Source organism: Sphingomonas sp. SORGH_AS_0789, assembly GCF_031453055.1.
GTDB lineage: Bacteria > Pseudomonadota > Alphaproteobacteria > Sphingomonadales > Sphingomonadaceae > Sphingomonas.
This window is the reverse complement of record NZ_JAVIYV010000001.1, coordinates 608,983-623,909: the sequence shown is the minus strand read 5'-3', so window position 1 is coordinate 623,909 and position 14,927 is coordinate 608,983. Positions and strand designations below refer to the sequence as shown.

21 protein-coding genes, 1 tRNA gene and 1 pseudogene are annotated in these 14,927 nt (G+C 64.5%); 22 read left to right on the top strand and 1 reads right to left on the bottom strand.

Annotated features, from left to right (window positions below; genetic code table 11):
* Positions 1 to 33 precede the first annotated feature (33 nt).
* From QE360_RS02900 to QE360_RS02890, 3 genes are all read left to right on the top strand, one after another.
* Positions 34 to 726: a hypothetical protein gene (locus QE360_RS02900; protein ID WP_309699145.1), complete on the top strand. Its 693-nt coding sequence runs from the start codon at positions 34 to 36 to the stop codon at positions 724 to 726.
* Positions 727 to 903: 177 nt separating this feature from the next.
* Positions 904 to 1,578 carry a DUF1013 domain-containing protein gene (locus QE360_RS02895; RefSeq protein ID WP_307102965.1) on the top strand — a complete coding sequence of 225 codons (675 nt, stop codon included), beginning with the start codon at positions 904 to 906 and terminating at the stop codon, positions 1,576 to 1,578.
* 117 nt (positions 1,579 to 1,695) lie between these two features.
* A complete protein-coding gene (locus QE360_RS02890; protein WP_309699142.1) occupies positions 1,696 to 2,016 on the top strand; it encodes a hypothetical protein in 321 nt (106 codons plus the stop codon).
* 185 nt (positions 2,017 to 2,201) lie between these two features.
* Here the strand turns inward: QE360_RS02890 and QE360_RS02885 are convergent.
* Positions 2,202 to 2,277: transfer RNA gene (locus QE360_RS02885), tRNA-Trp, on the bottom strand.
* A gap of 306 nt (positions 2,278 to 2,583) precedes the next feature.
* On the opposite strand from QE360_RS02885, the gene rpsL reads away from it, so the two are divergent.
* The 19 genes and pseudogenes from rpsL (at position 2,584) to rpsN (ending at position 14,918) form a co-directional block, all read left to right on the top strand.
* Positions 2,584 to 2,955: a 30S ribosomal protein S12 gene (rpsL, locus tag QE360_RS02880; RefSeq protein WP_007406072.1), complete on the top strand. Its 372-nt coding sequence runs from the start codon at positions 2,584 to 2,586 to the stop codon at positions 2,953 to 2,955.
* 66 nt (positions 2,956 to 3,021) lie between these two features.
* On the top strand, positions 3,022 to 3,492 hold the full coding sequence (gene rpsG / locus QE360_RS02875; RefSeq protein WP_007406077.1) for a 30S ribosomal protein S7: 471 nt from the start codon (positions 3,022 to 3,024) through the stop codon (positions 3,490 to 3,492).
* A gap of 147 nt (positions 3,493 to 3,639) precedes the next feature.
* Positions 3,640 to 5,715, top strand: a complete 2,076-nt coding sequence (gene fusA / locus QE360_RS02870; protein WP_309699140.1) for an elongation factor G — start codon at positions 3,640 to 3,642, stop codon at positions 5,713 to 5,715.
* Between the two features lie 135 nt (positions 5,716 to 5,850).
* The gene (tuf, locus tag QE360_RS02865) at positions 5,851 to 7,044 is read left to right on the top strand and encodes an elongation factor Tu (protein WP_007406059.1); all 1,194 of its coding nucleotides are present in this window, start codon (positions 5,851 to 5,853) and stop codon (positions 7,042 to 7,044) included.
* Between the two features lie 590 nt (positions 7,045 to 7,634).
* Positions 7,635 to 7,943, top strand: coding sequence for a 30S ribosomal protein S10 (gene rpsJ, locus QE360_RS02860; RefSeq protein ID WP_007406109.1), 309 nt, complete (start codon positions 7,635 to 7,637; stop codon positions 7,941 to 7,943).
* Positions 7,944 to 8,227: 284 nt separating this feature from the next.
* Complete coding sequence (gene rplC, locus QE360_RS02855; protein WP_175313818.1) at positions 8,228 to 8,962, top strand: 50S ribosomal protein L3; 735 nt, start codon at positions 8,228 to 8,230, stop codon at positions 8,960 to 8,962.
* Between the two features lie 3 nt (positions 8,963 to 8,965).
* Entirely contained in the window at positions 8,966 to 9,592 is a 627-nt protein-coding gene (gene rplD, locus QE360_RS02850) for a 50S ribosomal protein L4 (RefSeq protein ID WP_056430747.1), read from the top strand.
* On the top strand, positions 9,585 to 9,896 hold the full coding sequence (locus QE360_RS02845) for a 50S ribosomal protein L23 (RefSeq protein WP_042491181.1): 312 nt from the start codon (positions 9,585 to 9,587) through the stop codon (positions 9,894 to 9,896). The genes rplD and QE360_RS02845 overlap by 8 nt, the downstream gene beginning before the upstream one ends.
* Before the next feature lie 4 nt (positions 9,897 to 9,900).
* A complete protein-coding gene (gene rplB / locus QE360_RS02840) occupies positions 9,901 to 10,752 on the top strand; it encodes a 50S ribosomal protein L2 (RefSeq protein ID WP_042491179.1) in 852 nt (283 codons plus the stop codon).
* 6 nt (positions 10,753 to 10,758) lie between these two features.
* Positions 10,759 to 11,037: a 30S ribosomal protein S19 gene (gene rpsS / locus QE360_RS02835; protein WP_037569384.1), complete on the top strand. Its 279-nt coding sequence runs from the start codon at positions 10,759 to 10,761 to the stop codon at positions 11,035 to 11,037.
* On the top strand, positions 11,037 to 11,414 hold the full coding sequence (gene rplV / locus QE360_RS02830; protein WP_042491177.1) for a 50S ribosomal protein L22: 378 nt from the start codon (positions 11,037 to 11,039) through the stop codon (positions 11,412 to 11,414). The genes rpsS and rplV overlap by 1 nt, the downstream gene beginning before the upstream one ends.
* Positions 11,414 to 12,125 (top strand): annotated as a pseudogene (rpsC, locus tag QE360_RS02825) (30S ribosomal protein S3). The gene rplV and the pseudogene rpsC overlap by 1 nt, the downstream one beginning before the upstream one ends.
* Positions 12,126 to 12,137: 12 nt before the next feature.
* On the top strand, positions 12,138 to 12,572 hold the full coding sequence (gene rplP / locus QE360_RS02820) for a 50S ribosomal protein L16 (RefSeq protein WP_007406071.1): 435 nt from the start codon (positions 12,138 to 12,140) through the stop codon (positions 12,570 to 12,572).
* Positions 12,572 to 12,772: a 50S ribosomal protein L29 gene (gene rpmC / locus QE360_RS02815; protein WP_007406063.1), complete on the top strand. Its 201-nt coding sequence runs from the start codon at positions 12,572 to 12,574 to the stop codon at positions 12,770 to 12,772. Before rplP ends, rpmC begins: the two co-directional genes overlap by 1 nt.
* Positions 12,773 to 12,784: 12 nt before the next feature.
* The gene (gene rpsQ, locus QE360_RS02810; protein ID WP_037569382.1) at positions 12,785 to 13,057 is read left to right on the top strand and encodes a 30S ribosomal protein S17; all 273 of its coding nucleotides are present in this window, start codon (positions 12,785 to 12,787) and stop codon (positions 13,055 to 13,057) included.
* Between the two features lie 238 nt (positions 13,058 to 13,295).
* A complete protein-coding gene (gene rplN / locus QE360_RS02805) occupies positions 13,296 to 13,664 on the top strand; it encodes a 50S ribosomal protein L14 (protein ID WP_007406105.1) in 369 nt (122 codons plus the stop codon).
* A complete protein-coding gene (gene rplX / locus QE360_RS02800; RefSeq protein WP_261269266.1) occupies positions 13,664 to 13,981 on the top strand; it encodes a 50S ribosomal protein L24 in 318 nt (105 codons plus the stop codon). The genes rplN and rplX overlap by 1 nt, the downstream gene beginning before the upstream one ends.
* Entirely contained in the window at positions 13,974 to 14,555 is a 582-nt protein-coding gene (rplE, locus tag QE360_RS02795) for a 50S ribosomal protein L5 (RefSeq protein ID WP_309699135.1), read from the top strand. Before rplX ends, rplE begins: the two co-directional genes overlap by 8 nt.
* Before the next feature lie 57 nt (positions 14,556 to 14,612).
* Entirely contained in the window at positions 14,613 to 14,918 is a 306-nt protein-coding gene (rpsN, locus tag QE360_RS02790) for a 30S ribosomal protein S14 (protein ID WP_007406083.1), read from the top strand.
* The last annotated feature ends 9 nt before the right edge of the window (positions 14,919 to 14,927 follow it).

Here is a 14,927-nt window from a genome sequence, read left to right as displayed (position 1 = left end):
TCGGTCCGCACGATTGGCCAAGGGGGGATGCGAATGCTGCGATGGGGGCTGGCCGCCGGGATCGTGATGGCGGGCAATATGGCGGCGATACCCGCCGCTGCCCAGTCGGCGCGCGACATCCTGACCCAGGCTTCCTTCGCCGATACCGACGAGGCGAGCGCGCTGCGCCGGGTGACGCTGGCCTATGCGACCGCCGGCAATATGCTGAAGCACAGCCCCGACGATCACGAGGCGCTGCTGATGCGCGCCACCGCGCTGGGCTACCGCGCCAAGCTGACCGGCAACCGCACCGACGCGCTCGCGGCGCGGCGTCAATTCGAGGCGCTGATTGCGGAGAATCCCCGCGATGCCGAGGCGCAGCTGGCGCTGGGTGCCTGGCATATCGGCGCGGTCAAGAAGCTGGGGGCGATCGTCGGGCGCGCGGCGCTCGGGGCGCAGCGGGGGGCGGGCTTCGCCCTGCTCGACCGGGCGATCGCGCTGGGCGGCGACCGGGCCTTGTTCCCCGGACTGGCGGCGCTGCTGCGGCTGGAGCTCGATCCGCGCGACCCACGTGGCCGCGCTCTGGCGGAGGCGGCGGCGCATGCCGCGACGGTGACGCCGATCGACCGCATCCTGCAACGCGCCGCCATCGCCGTGCTGACGCCGGTGCACGCGGGCGATGGTCCGGCGACCCGCAGGCTGGCCTCGCAGCTCCTGCCCTTCGGACGATTCGACGACGATAATTGATGCGAGGCGGGGCCGCCGGGGCGCTAGACGGCGCAAGGGCAGGGGCGTATGAGGCACTGTTTCGGTCACTTTGTGGCGCCGCACCTTGCTCTTGGAGGCGGCTCGCATTAGATTTGCCGCCGCTACGGCCGCTCCGATGAGGGGCGGCCCTTTTATTTTCCGACTGGAGTGATCCCCGTGGCCCAGCCGCTCATGCCCCATGCGACCGCTTCCTGGCTGGTCGACAACACCTCGCTCTCCTTCGAGCAGATTGCGGATTTCTGCGGCCTTCATATCCTGGAAGTGCAGGCGATCGCCGACGACACGGCGGCGACCAAGCTGACCGGCCGCGATCCGGTCCGCGCGCACGAAGTGACGCAGAGCGAGATCGAGAAGGCGCAGGCCAATCCCGATTACCGCATGAAGATGACCAAGGGCCCCGAGCAGGTCCGCCGGACCAAGGGCCCGCGCTACACGCCGGTCAGCAAGCGGCAGGACAAGCCCGACGGCATCGCCTGGATCATCCGCAACCACCCGGAAATCTCGGACGGCGCGATCAGCAACCTGATCGGCACCACCCGCACCACGATCGCCGCGATCCGCGACCGCAGCCACTGGAACATCGCCAACATCACGCCGAAGGACCCGGTGACGCTGGGCCTGACCACCCAGCGCGAGCTCGACTCGGCGGTGGCCAAGGCGGCGAAGGCGACCGGCGGCAATGCCGATGCGCAGCCGACCGACACCCGGCTGGAGGGCGACCGCGAAGCGCTGCTCGCCTCGCTGCGCGCCGAGCGCGATCAGCAGAGCCGCGATTCCGACTCGATCGGGCATGGCGACATCATCGATCCGCACTCGCTGTTCCGCAGCTGATCGGCACGCTTCGGCTTGACGAAAGGGGGGCGTCCACCGACTGGGTGGGCGCCCCTTTTGCGTGATGGGGAACGGCGTCACCCTTGCCCCGTTGAGTCCGGGCAAAGGAGATCATCCATGTCCGAGCAGGAAAAGCGCGACCCTCAGCCCTTCGATCGCGATGGTGGCTATACGGGCCAGGACTATCATCGCGACGACGAGCACGCGATGGGCCGAGCGGAGCCCTCGGGCCGCGTGACGACCACCCCGCCGGTACCGGGCGAGGGCAATGCCGACGCCAGCCTGCCCGACGACGATGGCAGGCGCGCCACGGTCGATCCGAAGACGGGCGAAGTCCATGGCAGCGGGGCAGGCGCCGGTGGCGGCCATCGCGGCGACGAGATCGATGAAGTGGACCCCGCCACTCCGCCGGGCGTGGGGCGGCGGCCGGTAAACTGAAATCCCCGGCAGCCTGTTGTCACCCCAGCGCAGGCTGGGGTCTTTTGCGGCAGGCGCCCCTTGCTGCCAACGCTCCCCGCTTTCGCTCGGATCGCGAGTGTTGTGGAGGAGGCTTTCCGGATGGCAGGCGCAGCGCGGCGCTCACCGCAGAGGCGGCGCGATCATTGCGGCGATGTCGGGAAAAGTGGCAGGAGTGCACGGACTCGAACCGTGGGCCCTCGGTTTTGGAGACCGATGCTCTACCAACTGAGCTACACTCCTGCGAGGCGGCCGCCATTAGCCCGGCTGATCGGGCAGGGCAATAGGCTGTTTCACTATTTTCGCGTAATCGCTCGCCCGATGCGTCGAGAGCGGCGCGGGGCGCGACATTGACCCCAGGGCGACTCCCGCGTATAGGCCGCCGCTGCACGAAGGGGATTTCTCGGGAATCGGGACATGTCCGTCGGGCAAGCTTGAACATTGCTGGATGCGAATATGGGCCGGGCGCAAGCCGCGATGGCCCCTTTTTGTATTCCTAAGTGCTGTGATGGCTCCAGCAAAGTAACCTCATGGAAAGGTGAAGGCTTCATGCCGACGATCAACCAGCTGGTCCGCAAGGGCCGCGAACTGCAGAAGGCCAAGTCCAAGGTCCCTGCAATGGAGCAGAACCCGCAGAAGCGCGGCGTTTGCACCCGTGTCTACACGACGACCCCGAAGAAGCCGAACTCGGCACTTCGCAAGGTGGCCAAGGTCCGTCTGACCAACAGCCGCGAAGTCATCTCGTACATCCCGGGCGAAGGCCACAACCTGCAGGAGCACTCGGTGGTGCTCATCCGCGGCGGCCGTGTGCGCGACCTTCCCGGCGTGCGCTACCACGTGCTGCGCGGCGTCCTCGACACGCAGGGCGTGAAGGATCGCAAGCAGTCCCGCTCGAAGTACGGCGCGAAGCGTCCGAAGTAAGCCGGTCGGGCCTCATCCGAGGCTCCTCGACCACCAAAGGCTGAAGTTTTGTAAGGAAATACGAGAATGGCTCGTCGTCGTCGTCCCGAAAAGCGGGAAATCCTGCCGGATCCCAAGTTCGGGGATGTGGTCCTGTCGAAGTTCATGAACTCGGTCATGCTGGACGGTAAGAAGTCCGTGGCCGAAGCCATCGTGTACGGTGCCCTGGAAACCGTCGAGACGCGCGCCAAGCGCGATCCGATCGGCGTGTTCCACGATGCGCTGAACAACATCAAGCCGGGCATCGAAGTCCGTTCGCGCCGCGTCGGCGGTGCGACCTACCAGGTCCCGGTCGAAGTCCGTCCGGAGCGTGCCCAGGCTCTGGCCATCCGTTGGCTGATCGGCGCGTCGCGCGCCCGTTCGGAAAACACGATGGCCGCGCGTCTGTCGGGCGAGCTGATGGACGCCGCGAACAACCGCGGCAACGCGGTCAAGAAGCGCGAAGATACGCACCGCATGGCGGAAGCGAATCGCGCCTTCTCGCACTACCGCTGGTAAGGGCCTTGCGGCGGACCGGATTCCTTTCCGCTCTGCCGCAACCTTTTCGGGGTGCGGTGCCGGCGGTCTTCCGCTGGTCACGCAAACAGCCTATATAAGGGGGAGCCGGGCCAACCGGCTCCCCCCTACGCTTGAGGAAGATCGATCATGGCCCGCAGCCATCCGCTCGAGAAGTATCGCAACATCGGCATCATGGCGCACATCGATGCCGGCAAGACGACCACGACCGAGCGCATTCTTTATTACACCGGCAAGTCCTACAAGATCGGCGAAGTGCACGAAGGCACCGCCACCATGGACTGGATGGAGCAGGAGCAGGAGCGCGGCATCACCATCACGTCGGCTGCGACGACCTGTTTCTGGAACGACAACCGCATCAACATCATCGACACCCCCGGGCACGTCGACTTCACCATCGAGGTGGAGCGTTCGCTCCGCGTGCTCGACGGCGCGGTCGCCTGCTTCGACGGCGTGGCGGGCGTTGAGCCGCAGTCGGAAACCGTGTGGCGTCAGGCCGACAAGTACGGCGTGCCGCGCATGTGCTTCGTCAACAAGCTCGACCGCACCGGCGCCGACTTCTATTTCTGCGTGAACTCGATCATCGAGCGCCTGGGCGCGCGTCCGGCGGTCCTGTATCTGCCGATCGGCATCGAGGGCGGCTTCAAGGGTCTCGTCGACCTGGTCGAGAACCGCGCGATCATCTGGCTCGAAGAGTCGCTGGGCGCGAAGTTCGAATATCAGGACATCCCCGATGACCTGAAGGAAAAGGCCGCCAAGTATCGCAGCGACCTGATCGAAATGGCCGTCGAGCAGGACGATGCCGCGATGGAAGCGTATCTGGAAGGCAACGAGCCTTCGGTCGCCGAACTCAAGACGCTGATCCGCAAGGGCACGCTGGAAATGGCGTTCGTCCCCGTGGTCTGCGGCTCGGCGTTCAAGAACAAGGGCGTGCAGCCCCTGCTCGACGCGGTCATCGACTATCTGCCGTCGCCGCTCGACGTTCCGGCCATCAAGGGCGTGAAGCTCGACGGCGAGACACCGGACGAGCGTCCTTCGTCGGACACCGAGCCCTTCTCGGCGCTGGCGTTCAAGATCATGAACGACCCGTTCGTCGGTTCGCTGACCTTCGCCCGCATCTATTCGGGCAAGCTCGAGACCTCGTCGCAGGTCCTGAACTCGGTCAAGGACAAGAAGGAAAAGATCGGCCGCATGCTGCTGATGCATGCGAACAGCCGTGAGGACATCCAGGAAGCCTATGCGGGCGACATCGTCGCTCTGGCGGGCCTCAAGGACACCACCACGGGTGACACGCTCTGCGCGCAGAACGCCCCGATCATCCTCGAGCGGATGGAATTCCCCGAGCCCGTGATCGAGCTGTCGGTGGAGCCGAAGACCAAGGCCGACCAGGAGAAGATGGGCGTCGCGCTCAATCGTCTCGCTCGCGAGGACCCCTCGTTCCGAGTGACCTCGGACGCCGAGTCGGGCCAGACCATCATCAAGGGCATGGGCGAGCTCCATCTCGAGATCCTGGTCGACCGCATGAAGCGCGAGTTCAAGGTCGAGGCGAATGTCGGTGCGCCGCAGGTGGCGTATCGCGAATACCTCAAGAAGCCGGTCGACATCGACTACACGCACAAGAAGCAGTCGGGCGGCACCGGCCAGTTCGGCCGCGTCAAGGTCAAGCTGACCCCGGGCGAGCGTGGTTCGGGCTTCGTCTTCAAGGACGAGATCAAGGGCGGTAACATTCCGAAGGAATATATCCCCGCGATCGAGAAGGGCTTCCGTGAAACCGCGGAAACCGGTTCGCTGGTCGGCTTCCCGATCATCGACTTCGAAGTCCTGCTGTATGACGGCGCGTATCACGACGTCGACTCGTCGGCGCTGGCGTTCGAAATCTGTGCCCGCGGCGCAATGCGCGAAGCGGCCCAGAAGTCGGGCATCACGCTGCTCGAGCCGGTCATGAAGGTCGAGGTCGTGACCCCGGAAGACTATCTGGGCGACGTCATCGGCGACATGAACAGCCGTCGCGGCCAGATCCAGGGCACCGACACGCGGGGCAACGCGCAGACGGTCGAGGCGATGGTCCCGCTGGCCAACATGTTCGGCTATGTGAACGCGCTCCGCTCGTTCACCCAGGGTCGTGCGCAGTACTCGATGCAGTTCTCGCACTATGACGAAGTGCCGCAGAATGTTGCGGACGAGGTCAAGGCGAAGATGGCCTAACAGCGTCCGTCGCGCCCTCGGGGCAACTGGGGGCGCGGACACGCTAGGGGCTGGCAATCGCTTCAAACACCCGCTATGGGGCCGCGTTCGCGTGGCCTCGGATGCGGCACCGAATTCGATTCAGAAGGTAGGAAAATGGCAAAGGCAAAATTCGAGCGGAACAAGCCGCACCTCAACATCGGCACCATCGGCCACGTCGACCACGGCAAGACCTCGCTGACCGCAGCGATCACCAAGGTTCTGGCCGACAACGTCGCCGGCAACGCGGCGGTGGACTTCGCGAACATCGACAAGGCGCCGGAAGAGCGTGAGCGCGGCATCACCATCTCGACCGCGCACGTCGAGTATGAGACCGAAGCGCGCCACTATGCGCACGTCGACTGCCCCGGCCACGCCGACTATGTGAAGAACATGATCACCGGCGCGGCGCAGATGGACGGCGCGATCCTCGTCGTTTCGTCGACCGACGGCCCGATGCCGCAGACCCGCGAGCACATCCTGCTCGCCCGCCAGGTCGGCGTGCCCGCAATGGTCGTGTTCATGAACAAGGTCGACCTGGTCGACGACGAGGAAATCCTCGAGCTGGTCGAGCTGGAAATCCGCGAGCTGCTGAGCTCGTACGAATTCCCGGGCGACGACATCCCCGTCGTCAAGGGTTCGGCCACCTGCGCGCTGTCGGGTTCGAACGACAAGTTCGGCAAGGATGCCGTTCTCGAGCTGATGAAGCAGGTCGACGAATACATCCCGCAGCCGGAGCGTCCGCTCGACAAGCCGTTCATGATGCCGATCGAAGACGTGTTCTCGATCTCGGGTCGCGGCACCGTCGTCACCGGCCGTGTCGAAACCGGCATCATCAAGGTTGGTGAGGAAGTCGAGATCGTCGGCATCAACGACACCCGCAAGACCACCGTCACCGGTGTCGAAATGTTCCGCAAGCTGCTCGACTCGGGCCAGGCCGGCGACAACATCGGCGCGCTGATCCGTGGCGTTGCCCGTGACGAAGTCGAGCGTGGTCAGGTTCTGGCCAAGCCGGGTTCGATCACCCCGCACACCGACTTCCAGTCGGAAGTGTACGTCCTGTCGAAGGAAGAAGGCGGCCGTCACACCCCGTTCTTCGCGAACTATCGTCCGCAGTTCTACTTCCGCACGACTGACGTCACCGGCACCGTCGAGCTGCCCGAGGGTACCGAGATGGTCATGCCGGGCGACAACGTCGCTCTGGGCGTGAAGCTGATCGCTCCGATCGCCATGGACATCGGTCAGCGCTTCACGATCCGTGAAGGCGGCCGTACCGTCGGCGCGGGCGTCGTCAGCTCGATCGACAAGTAAGTCTCGGGCGAAAGCCTGAAACTTATCCGGAAAGGGCCGGCCCCGGCGACGGGGTCGGCCTTTTTCGTATGTGGTTTCCGGGGCGCGACACCCTCACCCTTCCGGCGCTACGCGCCTCCCTCCCTCTCCCGCCGGGAGAGGGAAGGGGCCCGCCCGCGCCAGCGGGTGGGAAGGGTGAGGGCGGTCCGACACCGTTCGCACTGAGCGAAGTCGAAGTGCACGCCCGGCGGTCGCTGTTTTCCCATGGCCTTCGACTTCGCTCAGGCTGAACGGGGGCAGGGGTTTTCCGGGTCAGGGGCCCTGGTTCCATCCCTCTCAACAAAAACCGCACCCACCCCTTGCGGCACCCCCGGCATATGCGTATAGGCACACGCCTTGAGGGAATCGGCTGGCACCGGGCACACCGGAGTCGGCCGTTTGCTTTTAGTGAGGGCAGGGGTGGTTTTCCGCTCTTGTCGTAACCCAGAGTTTGTTTCGGCCCAGGGTCGCCTTCACGGCGAACGGTCGAGTGCCCGGTCGGATAGCCGATCGCACTTGCCGCTCACCGCGATCGCAACCGGAAAGCCCGCTCTTTCGCATCGGTAGGGATCATGGACAGCAATATCCGCATTCGTCTGAAGGCGTTCGACCATCGCGTGCTCGATCAGGCGACCGGCGACATCGCCGACACCGCGCGCCGCACCGGCGCTCTTATCCGCGGTCCGATCCCGCTTCCGACGCGCATCGAGAAGTTCACGGTCAACCGTGGTCCGCACATCGACAAGAAGTCGCGCGAGCAGTTCGAGGTCCGCACCTACAAGCGGATGCTGGACATCGTGCAGCCGACCCCGCAGACCGTCGATGCGCTGATGAAGCTCGACCTCGCCGCAGGTGTTGATGTCGAGATCAAGCTGGCGTAAGAGAGCCGGCATTCCCGTGGTCGACGATTCCGTCCCACGGGATTTTGGCGTTTCTCCGGCCTGAAGCTACCGGAGAACGCGCCGAGGTCGCTCCCGCGATCCGGCACTCTTAAGGGATACCGCCCGGTGGTCTCGCGCAAGCGGGATGGTGCCGGGGCAGCGTCCCCCGTCTGACCGGTTCGCCGGTCGCCAGCCCGGGACGGGGGCTCGTTTCGCTTTAATCGGGCTGGATATGCCCCCCTTGAATGGTTCTTGGGGGCCTCTGTCGAGGAAGGAACAGGATCATGCGTACCGGCGTGATCGCGAAGAAGCTGGGGATGACCCGCCTGTTCCAGGACGATGGTCGGCACGTGCCGGTCACCGTTCTGGCGCTTGAAGGCGTACAGGTCGTCGCTCGCCGCGAGATGGATCGTGACGGCTACACTGCCGTCCAACTTGGTGCAGGTGTCGCCAAGGCCAAGAATGTTGCCAAGCCGCAGCGTGGCCACTTCGGCAAGGCCGAAGTCGAGCCCAAGCAGGTGCTGGTCGAGTTCCGCGTGAACGAAGACGGCCTGCTGGACGTCGGCGCGGAAATCTCCGCCGACCATTTCGTCCCCGGCCAGTATGTCGATATCCAGGGTCGTACCCAGGGTAAGGGCTTTGCCGGTGCGATGAAGCGCTGGAACTTCGGTGGTCTGCGCGCGACCCACGGCGTCTCGGTCTCGCACCGTTCGCATGGTTCGACCGGTAACCGTCAGGATCCGGGCCGCGTCTTCAAGAACAAGAAGATGGCCGGCCACATGGGCGACAAGAACCGCACGCAGCAGAATCTGGAAATCGTGTCGACCGACGTCGAGCGCGGCCTGATCTTCGTTAAGGGCTCGGTGCCCGGCTCGAAGGGTGGCTGGCTGATCGTCAAGGACGCGGTCAAGGTTTCGCGCCACGCGGACGCCCCGTTCCCCGCCAGCATCAAGGCGGCCGCCAACAACAATGCTTCTGCCGAGCCTGCTCCGGAAGCCACCGAGAGCCAGGAGGGCTAAGTCGTGAAGGTCAAGGTTCAATCCTTCGCCGGCACCGACGCCGCGGACATCGAGCTCAACGACGAGGTCTTCGGCCTCGATCCGCGCGCCGACATCCTGCACCGCGTTGTGACCTGGCAGCTGGAAAAGCGTCGCGCCACCGCGCGCGGCACCCGTGAGCGCGCCGATGTCGCGCGTTCGGGCAAGAAGCTCGGTCGCCAGAAGGGCGGCGGTGTCGCTCGTCACGGCGATCGTCGGGCCCCCGTCTTCATCGGCGGTGGTAAGGCGCACGGCGCCCGCGTCCGCGACTTCAACCCGGGTCTGAACAAGAAGGTTCGCGCCCTGGGTCTGAAGATGGCGCTGTCGAGCCATGCCAAGGCGGGTTCGCTGATCGTGATGAACGATCTGGCGGTCGCTGGTAACAAGACGAAGACGCTGCAGGGCGATCTGGCGAAGCTCGGCTTCGGCAAGACCGCGCTGGTCATCGATGGCGACGCCGTCGAGACGTCGTTCGCACTGGCCGCAGGCAACCTGAAGGAAATCAACGTCCTTCCGGCCGCTGGCGCCAATGTCTACGACATTCTGAAGCATGACACCCTGGTGCTGACGCGCTCGGCTGTCGAAAAGCTGGAGGCCCGTTTCCATGGCTAAGCAGCAGAAGGCGGTCGATCCGCGTCATTACGACGTGATCGTTGCGCCGCACATCACCGAGAAGGCGACGCTCCTGAGCGAGCACAACGCCGTGGTGTTCAAGGTCGCCCCCGGTGCTACCAAGCCCGAGATCAAGGCGGCGGTGGAAGCGCTGTTCGACGTCAACGTCACCGGCGTGAACACCATCGTCCAGAAGGGCAAGACCAAGAAGTGGAAGGGCGCTCCGTACCAGCGCTCGGACATGAAGAAGGCGATCGTCACCCTCAAGGACGGTCAGTCCATTGACGTGACGACGGGGATCTGAGCCGATGGCACTCAAGCATTATAACCCGACGAGCCCGGCCCGCCGCGGCCTGATCCTCGTCGACCGCTCGGCGCTGTGGAAGGGCGCGCCCGTCAAGGCGCTCACCGAAGGCAAGCGCAAGACCGGCGGCCGCAACAACAAGGGCCATGTGACCAGCCGCGGCATCGCGGGCGGCCACAAGCAGCGCTACCGTTTCATCGACTTCAAGCGTCGCCAGTGGGACGTCGAGGGCACCGTGGAGCGGATCGAATATGATCCCAACCGCACCGCCTTCATCGCGCTCATCAACTATGGCACCGATGAAGCCGGCAAGGTCGACCAGTCCTACATCATCGCTCCGCAGCGCCTCGCTGTCGGCGACAAGGTGATCGCGGGCAAGAAGACCGACGTGAAGCCGGGCAACGCCATGGAACTGGGCCAGATGCCGGTCGGCACGATCGTCCACAACGTCGAGATGAAGCCCGGCAAGGGCGGTCAGATCGCACGTTCGGCCGGCACCTATGTGCAGGTCGTGGGCCGCGACAAGGGCATGGTCATCGTCCGTCTGAACTCGGGCGAGCAGCGCTACATCCATGCGAACTGCATGGCGACCGTCGGCGCGGTGTCGAACCCCGACAACGGCAACACCAACCTGGCGAAGGCTGGTCGCAACCGTTGGAAGGGCCATCGCCCGCTGACCCGCGGTGTTGCGAAGAACCCGGTCGACCACCCGCACGGCGGTGGTGAAGGCCGGACCTCGGGCGGCCGTCATCCGGTCACCCCGTGGGGCAAGCCGACGAAGGGTGCGCGCACTCGTCACAACAAGGCGACGGACAAGATGATCATCCGTAGCCGTCACGCCAAGAAGAAGGGCTAACACGCAATGGCTCGTTCCGTTTGGAAGGGTCCTTTCGTGGACCTCCATCTCCTGAAGAAGGCCGAAGTGGCTCAGGATGCTGGCAACCGCGCAGGTCCGATCAAGACCTGGTCGCGTCGCTCGACCATCCTGCCGTCGTTCGTCGGCCTGACCTTCAACGTCTACAATGGTCGCAAGTTCGTTCCCGTCTCGGTGAACGAGGACATGGTCGGCATGAAGCTCGGTGAATTCGCGCCCACGCGCTACTTCCCCGGCCACGCTGCCGACAAGAAGGGTAAGCGCTGATGTCGAAGCCCGCATCCCCCCGCAAGGTCGGTGACAAGGAAGCGCTGTCGGTCGGCACGCAGATCCGTGGTTCGGCGCAGAAGCTGAACCTGGTCGCGGCCCTGATCCGCGGCAAGAAGGTCGGCGACGCGATGAACATCCTGGCCTTCTCGACGAAGGCGATGGCTGTCGACGCGCGCAAGATCCTGGCCTCCGCGATCGCCAATGCCGAGAACAACCACAACCTCGACGTCGACTCGCTCGTCGTCGCCGAGGCGTCGGTCGGCAAGTCGATCACCATGAAGCGTTTCGCGACGCGCGGCCGTGGCAAGTCCACCCGCATCCTGAAGCCGTTTTCGCGGCTCCGCATCGTCGTCCGCGAGCAGGAAGAAGCATAATGGGTCAGAAGAGCAATCCGATCGGCCTGCGTCTCCAGATCAACCGCACCTGGGACAGCCGCTGGTTCGCCGAAGGCCATGACTATGGCCGCCTGCTGCTGGAGGATCTGAAGATCCGCCAGTACATCATGAAGACGCTGCCCCAGGCCGCGATCTCGAAGGTCGTCATCGAGCGTCCGGCCAAGCTGTGCCGCATCTCGATCTTCGCGGCGCGTCCGGGCGTGATCATCGGCAAGAAGGGCGCCGACATCGAAAAGCTTCGCAAGAAGCTGGGTTCGATGACCTCGTCCGACGTGTCGCTGAACATCGTCGAGATCCGCAAGCCCGAGATCGACGCCAAGCTCGTCGCACAGGGCGTGGCCGACCAGCTGGAGCGCCGTATCGCGTTCCGCCGCGCCATGAAGCGTGCGGTGCAGTCGGCGCTCCGTCTGGGCGCCGAAGGCATCCGTATCACCTGCGGCGGCCGTCTGGGCGGCGCGGAAATCGCGCGGACCCGAATGGTATCGTGAAGGCCGCGTTCCGCTGCACACGCTGCGCGCGAACGTCGACTATGCCGAAGCGCAGGCGCACACCGCTTATGGCGTGTGCGGCGTGAAGGTGTGGATCTTCAAGGGCGAGATCCTGGGCCATGACCCCATGGCGCAGGACCGGCTGATGATGGAGGCTCAGACCTCCGGCGTGCGCCCGGCGCGCGACGATCATCGCCGCTAAGGATCAAAGAACATGCTGCAACCAAAGCGCACCAAGTTCCGCAAGGCCTTCAAGGGCCGCATCCACGGCGATGCGAAGGGCGGCACGAGCCTGAACTTCGGTTCCTATGGCCTGAAGGCCATGGAGCCGGAGCGGATCACCGCTCGCCAGATCGAGGCGGCTCGCCGCGCGATCACGCGTCACATCAAGCGCCAGGGTCGTCTCTGGATCCGCATCTTCCCGGACGTCCCCGTCTCGTCGAAGCCTGCCGAAGTCCGCATGGGCTCGGGTAAGGGTTCGCCGGAATTCTGGGCCGCCCGCGTGAAGCCGGGTCGCATCCTGTTCGAACTCGACGGTGTCGACGGCCCGCTGGCCGCCGAGGCATTCGAGCGCGCCGCGATGAAGCTGCCCATCAAGACCAAGGTCGTTGCCCGCCTGGGCGACACCTCGCACCTCGGAGGCGAGTAATGGCCAAGACTGAATATACCGGCCAGAGCGACGACCAGCTCGTCGAGGCGCTGGGCAACCTGAAGCGTGAGCAGTTCAACCTGCGCTTCCAGGCGGCCACGAGCCAGCTCGAAAAGCCCAGCCGGGTCAAGGAAGTCCGTCGCGACATCGCGCGGATCAAGACCATCCAGGCGCAGCGCACCGCTGCGGCTGCCAAGTAAGGACCGAGACACATGCCGAAGCGCGTGCTGACCGGGGTGATTGTCTCGGACAAGACCGACAAGACGGTCGTCGTCAATGTGGAGCGGAAGGTCAAGCACCCCCTCTACGGCAAGATCATCCGTCGGTCGAAGAAGTATCATGCTCACGACGAGAGCAATGAGTTCAAGGCCGGTGAGACGGTGCGGATCGAAGAGACCGCCCCGATCTCGAAGCTGAAGACCTGGAAAGTGATCGAGCGGGTGAACACCCACACGACGCCGGAACGGGCATCGGCAGAGGGCTGAACCCTTTGACATCCGACCCCGCTCTTTCCGCGTGAAAGGGCGGGGTTCGGGTTGAAAAGGGCGCCCTTCGGGGCATCGAGCGGATTGGTCGAAAGGCCCAAGCGACTCGCTTGCCTTTCGCACCAGGAGTGGCTATGGGGCCTCTCCCCCTGGCGCGGGTCATCCCTGCGCCGGGGGTCGTTTTTTAAGGCGGGGTCGGGTCGGTATCCACCCCAGGTAGAGAGAAGGAAGCGGATCCATGATCCAGATGCAGTCCAATCTCGACGTCGCTGACAATAGCGGCGCGAAGCGGGTGCAGTGCATCAAGGTGCTGGGCGGCTCGAAGCGCCGTACCGCATCGGTCGGCGACATCATCGTCGTCAGCGTCAAGGAAGCGCAGCCGCGTGGCCGCGTGAAGAAGGGCGACGTTCACCGCGCGGTGATCGTGCGTACCGCCAAGGACATCCGTCGCGCCGACGGCTCGGTGATCCGTTTCGACGGTAACGCCGCTGTGCTGGTCAACAAGAACGAGGAGCCGATCGGCACCCGTATCTTTGGCCCGGTCGTGCGTGAGCTTCGCGGCAAGAAGCACATGAAGATCATCTCGCTGGCTCCGGAGGTGCTGTAATGGCCGCCGCCAAGATCAAGAAGGGCGATCGCGTCATCGTCCTGTCCGGCAAGGACAAGGGCAAGACCGGCACCGTGTCGCTGGCGATGCCGAAGGACGGCAAGGTCGTCGTGGACGGCGTCAACATCGCCACCCGTCACCGCAAGCCCACCCAGGCGAACCCGCAGGGTGGCCTGGAGCGCACTGCTGCGCCGCTGCACATCTCGAAGGTCGCGCACGTGACCGCCGATGGCAAGCCGACCCGCGTCCGTTTCGAGACGCAGGATGGCAAGAAGGTCCGTGTCGCCGTCAAGACCGGGGAGAAGATCGATGGCTAATTACAAGCCCCGCATGAAGGCTATCTACGACGATAGCATCATCAAGGCGATGACCGACAAGTTCGGTTACAAGAACGTCAACGAGATCCCCCGGATCGAGAAGATCGTGCTCAACATGGGCGTGGGCGAAGCGACGCAGGACAAGAAGCGCGTCGACCAGGCCGCCTCCGAGATGGAGCTGATCGCGGGTCAGAAGCCCGTCATCACCAAGGCGAAGAAGTCGATCGCGCAGTTCAAGCTGCGTGAAGGCATGCCGATCGGTGTGAAGGTCACGCTGCGTCGCGAGCGCATGTACGAATTCCTGGACCGCTTCATCACGATCGCGCTGCCGCGCGTTCGCGACTTCCGCGGCCTGAATCCGAAGTCCTTCGACGGTCGCGGCAACTATGCCTGCGGCATCAAGGAACAGATCATCTTCCCCGAAATCAACTATGACCGCATCGACAAGGTGCGCGGCATGGATGTGATCGTGACCACCACGGCGAAGACCGACGACGAGGCGCGCGAGCTGCTCCGTCTCTTCGGCTTCCCGTTCCCCAAGGAAGACGCTGCCGACGAGAAGAAGGCGGCGTAACCGGACTGCCCCCTCTCCACGCCGGGGAGGGGGTCCTTACAGAAAGAGCTTAAGTCCATGGCGAAACTGAGTTCAATCAACAAGAACGAGAAGCGTCGCCTTCTCGTCAAGAAGTATGCCGGCAAGTACGCGAAGCTGAAGGCGATCGCGAACGACCAGAGCCTCGATGAGACCGAGCGTCTGATCGCGCGCCTGAAGATGGCCGAGATCCCCCGCAACGGCAATCCGACCCGTATCCGCAACCGCTGCGAGATCACCGGTCGCCCGCGTGCGTATTACCGCAAGTTCCGTCTCGCTCGCGTCATGCTGCGCGATCTGGCCAACAAGGGCCTGATCCCCGGCGTCACCAAGTCGAGCTGGTAAGGACCATTT